Consider the following 3825-nt stretch of genomic DNA (forward strand, 5'->3'; position numbering starts at 1 on the left):
TTGTCCGCCGGCCGCCACATCGGCCGTGCGGAAGTCATAGGCGACTTTGGTGCCAAGCAGGGCCGCCATCAGCTCGCCGTCGCCGAGCTGGCGCGTGCGGCCGATTCGTCGCGGCTGCGGGGCGCGATGCAGCACCGTCTGGCCGTGGAAGCCGACGACGCCGATATCGGCCATCGTCATGCCCTGGCTTTCGACCAAATCCCTGACCGCCGCCGACTGCGCGCGCGTCAGCGCCTCCTCCGCCTCGCGAAAAATCGTCGGCTCCGGCCCCTCGAAATTCCAGACGCGTGCTTGGCGCAGGGTCTCTTCGAGCAGGGTGCGGATCGATTGCGGGTAGGGGGCCAGTGTGTATGTGCCGGTGTCGGCGATGCGCTCGCCGTCGGTTTTAATCAGCGCCACGTCGATATTGCCGTCAAGCACCGTACCGGTCATCAGGCCGACGGCCCAGATTGGTTCCATGGTCGTTCCTCGAATCGCCGCTGGACCACGTGTCGGACGGATCGGCGCGACAGGCAAGTCTTTCGGATGCGCCGGGACCTCTCACCGTGCACCGCCTTTGTGTTCGCACTGCCAAAACGGAGCAACCTGGTCCTTGCCTCTTGCCGCCGAAGGAGCGAGCTTGTGCGATTATCGACCTCAACTGAACAACGCGTACTCGCAGGAGGAACGACATGGCCGCCGATGTCGCAGTGATCGCCGGCGCTGGAGCTGGCCTCAGCGCTTCGCTGGCGCGGCTCCTCGGCAAGCAAGGTTTTCACGTCGTGCTGGCCGCCCGCAATGTCGACAAGCTCTCCGCGCTGGTTCAGGAGACGGGTGCGCGGGCGGTGGAGACGGACGTGTCGGATGCCGCCTCCGTCGCGCGGCTGTTCGAGGCGGCCGACAAGGCCGGCTCCCTCGAAATTGCCGTCTTCAACGCCAGCGGCCGCACGCGCGGCCCGATCACCGAGCTCGATCCGGAGGCGGTCAAGCAGGCCCTGCTCGTCGGCGCCTATGGCGGCTTCCTCGTCGGCCAGCAGGCGGCGCGCCGGCTTGTTGCGCGCGGCTCCGGCTCGATCCTGTTCACCGGCGCCACCGCGAGTCTCAAGGGCTTCTCCGGCTCGGCCGGCTTCGCCATGCCGAAATTCGGGCTGCGCGGGCTGGCGCAGTCGATGGCGCGCGAGCTAGGTCCGAAGAACATCCATGTCGCGCATTTCATCATCGACGGCCAGATCGAGCCGCCCGGGCAGGCGGCCGAGCCAGACCGGCCGGATCGCCGCCTCTCGCCGGACGCGATCGCCGAGACCTATCTCGCAGTCCACCGCCAGCATCGCAGCGCCTGGAGCTTCGAGGTCGAGATGAGGCCCTGGGTCGAGACGTTCTGACGATCCATTCCACGAACCGTGCAATAACGCGCCCCGACGCGAGACCGGCGTCATTGCGGCGGTGGTGGTGCTGATCGTGCTGGTCTGCGGCATCCAGTGGTGTGACCGGCTGGTCGCGTGGCTGGATCATCGCGGATAGGCGAAACGCGAGAAGCGGAAGTCGAATGAACGCAATTTGCCGCGAAAACCCGGAAATTGAGCGGCGGCTTGCTCCGTTTGCAACGAGATTGGTTGGCGCGTTTCTTCACCTGCAATGACGCGCATGTCATCGTGCGGCGGGGTCGCCAGAGCAATTCCAGGAAAAGGGCGCAGCGGTATTCCGTCCGGACTTGCGAAAAACAATCGGTTGCCGCCAAGAGGAAGCTGTCCATGGCCAGAATAATCCCGGTGCTCGATCTCGACCGACTGGAGCAGGGCGAGTCGGAACTGCGGACCTTCTTGTTTGATCTGCGCACCGCTGCTCGCGATGTCGGCTTCTTCTATCTCAGCGGCCACGGCATAACGCAGCCGGACATCGACGCGGTGCTCGATGCCGCACGGCGCTTCTTTGCCTTGTCGGAGGCCGACAAGCTCGCCATCGAGATGGTGAAGTCGCCGCAGTTTCGCGGCTACACGCGCGCCGGCGGCGAGCTGACCAGGGGCAAGGCCGACTGGCGCGAGCAGCTCGACATCGGCGTCGAGCGCGCGACCATTTCGCAAGGGCCGAGCGTGCCGGCCTGGACGCGGCTGCAAGGGCCGAACCAGTGGCCGGCTGCGTTGCCCGAACTGAAGCCGGCGCTGCTTGCCTGGCAGACCAAGGCGACGGAGGTAGCCATACGGCTGCTCAAGGCCTTCGCGCTGTCACTCGATCAGCCGGAGGACGCCTTCGACCCGATCTATCGCGGCGAGCCCAACCACCGCATGAAGATCGTGCGCTATCCAGGCCGCGACGCCACCGGTGACGACCAGGGCGTCGGCGCGCATAAGGATGGCGGTTTCCTCACCCTTCTGCTGCAGGACGAGAACAAGGGGCTGCAGGTCGAATATGATGGCAACTGGGTGAATGTGGATCCGATACCGCAAACGCTCGTGGTCAACATCGGCGAGCTGCTCGAACTCGCCTCGAACGGGTATCTGAGAGCAACCGTGCACCGCGTCGTCACACCGCCGCCAGGCGTCGAGCGGATTTCGGTGCCGTTCTTCTTCAGCGCCCGGCTCGACGCGACCATTCCGCTGCTCGACCTTCCGCAGGAACTGGCGGCTGAGGCGCGCGGGCCGGCCAGCGATCCCGACAACCCGCTCTTCCGAAACGTCGGAACCAATGTGCTGAAGAGCCGTCTGAGGTCGCATCCCGACGTAGCCCGGCAGCACTATGCCGATCTTCTGGAAAAGGCAGCGGCGGCCGGCTGAGCTTTGCCGCTGCCCGCGCGATATTTTTTCGCCTTTTGGCCAGTTTTTGGAATTCAGTTCGTGGAAAATATACCGCAACCGCCCCAAATAGAGGCCATCGCTCGGTGTTTTCCTCCCATTGCGCCGGGCGATGTTCCCCTCTGAAGGTGATGACCTTCATTTCTTGGCCGGGCCGCTTTCGCGCCCGGCCTTTTTCTTTGGAGCAGCGCGCAGCTTGCAAATTCGCGGAGCGAGGATTGCCGGTCAGATCGCACCAAGGGGCCCGAAATCCGAGACGATCCGATCGCCATGCCGGCATTCGACCGGCCGGATGAAGGAGCCCGACAGCACCACCTGTCCGGCCTCGATTTGCATGCCGTACTGATGCAGCCGGTCGGCGAGCCACACAATGCCCTTGGCCGGATGATCGAGCACGCCGGCACCGAGCCCCGTCTCCTCCACCTCGCCGTTGCGACACGATGGCGCCGATCCAGCGCAGGTCTGCCTCGCGCGGGCTGGCGTGGCCGCGCTCCTCCAGCGCGCGCAGATAGATCGCGTCGCTGGTCTCGTCGCTCACCTGCAGGCCGAGCGTGTCGACATAGAACGCGCGCGATAACCCCTTGAAGATCGCCTCGCCGGTCCGCTTCTTCTCCTCCGCGCTGCGGCCCCTGCCGATGCGGAAGTTCATGTCGATGAAGCCGTTCTCGGACAGCCGGTCCGCGATCGCATAGGCATCTGCACGGAAGGCGCCCACCCGCGCGGCGCCGGGCTCGAACAGGCCGCGTCTCGAGGATGATGCGTGAAACGAGCGCGCAAAGCTCGCTCATCTCGACCTTCGCGTCGAGATTCGCCGAATATTCGATCCCCATGTGGGGCAAGGGCTTGGCGACCGAATGTCAAGTGCTTGGTCTCCATGTCGACGGGGTCGTCGGGGATGGGATTGCCGCTCTCGGAGAAATCGCGGATATAGCTGCGAGCGAGCGTTAATTTCTGTTGCGAGTCGTACTGGACTGTAACTTTTCGGAGAGTTGACTCTGCTGCCGCCCAGCACCCGCCGTTCCCTGCCCATGGCTCTGCTTCGCGCTCGTGAAGTGAT

General features: G+C 64.8%; 4 protein-coding genes and 3 pseudogenes. 3 read left to right on the forward strand and 4 right to left on the reverse strand.

Annotation, left to right across the window (positions count from 1 at the left end):
* Positions 1-459 (reverse strand): anhydro-N-acetylmuramic acid kinase (locus tag EOA60_RS22890; RefSeq protein ID WP_206628198.1); only part of this gene is annotated, 459 nt, incomplete at its 3' end.
* A gap of 212 nt (positions 460-671) precedes the next feature.
* Between EOA60_RS22890 and EOA60_RS22895 the strand changes: the two genes are divergently transcribed.
* Entirely contained in the window at positions 672-1361 is a 690-nt protein-coding gene (locus EOA60_RS22895) for an SDR family NAD(P)-dependent oxidoreductase (protein ID WP_095823882.1), read from the forward strand.
* Between the two features lie 34 nt (positions 1362-1395).
* A pseudogene (locus EOA60_RS22900) lies at positions 1396-1500 on the forward strand (ABC transporter permease); the annotation flags it as partial.
* On the opposite strand, the gene EOA60_RS37730 reads toward EOA60_RS22900, so the two are convergent.
* Positions 1488-1625 carry a hypothetical protein gene (locus EOA60_RS37730; RefSeq protein ID WP_164748294.1) on the reverse strand — a complete coding sequence of 46 codons (138 nt, stop codon included), beginning with the start codon at positions 1623-1625 and terminating at the stop codon, positions 1488-1490. The pseudogene EOA60_RS22900 and the gene EOA60_RS37730 overlap by 13 nt on opposite strands.
* 105 nt (positions 1626-1730) lie before the next feature.
* On the opposite strand from EOA60_RS37730, the gene EOA60_RS22905 reads away from it, so the two are divergent.
* Positions 1731-2750, forward strand: coding sequence for an isopenicillin N synthase family oxygenase (locus EOA60_RS22905; RefSeq protein ID WP_095823943.1), 1020 nt, complete (start codon positions 1731-1733; stop codon positions 2748-2750).
* Between the two features lie 243 nt (positions 2751-2993).
* Here EOA60_RS22905 and EOA60_RS22910 read toward each other — a convergent pair.
* Together EOA60_RS22910 and EOA60_RS38325 are read right to left on the reverse strand one after the other, a co-directional pair.
* A pseudogene (locus EOA60_RS22910) lies at positions 2994-3237 on the reverse strand (2-oxo-hepta-3-ene-1,7-dioic acid hydratase); the annotation flags it as partial.
* 114 nt (positions 3238-3351) lie between these two features.
* A pseudogene (locus tag EOA60_RS38325) lies at positions 3352-3607 on the reverse strand (5-carboxymethyl-2-hydroxymuconate isomerase); the annotation flags it as partial.
* Between the last annotated feature and the right edge of the window lie 218 nt (positions 3608-3825).

The sequence above is a fragment of the Mesorhizobium sp. M1A.F.Ca.IN.020.06.1.1 genome (assembly GCF_004023265.1).
GTDB lineage: Bacteria > Pseudomonadota > Alphaproteobacteria > Rhizobiales > Rhizobiaceae > Mesorhizobium.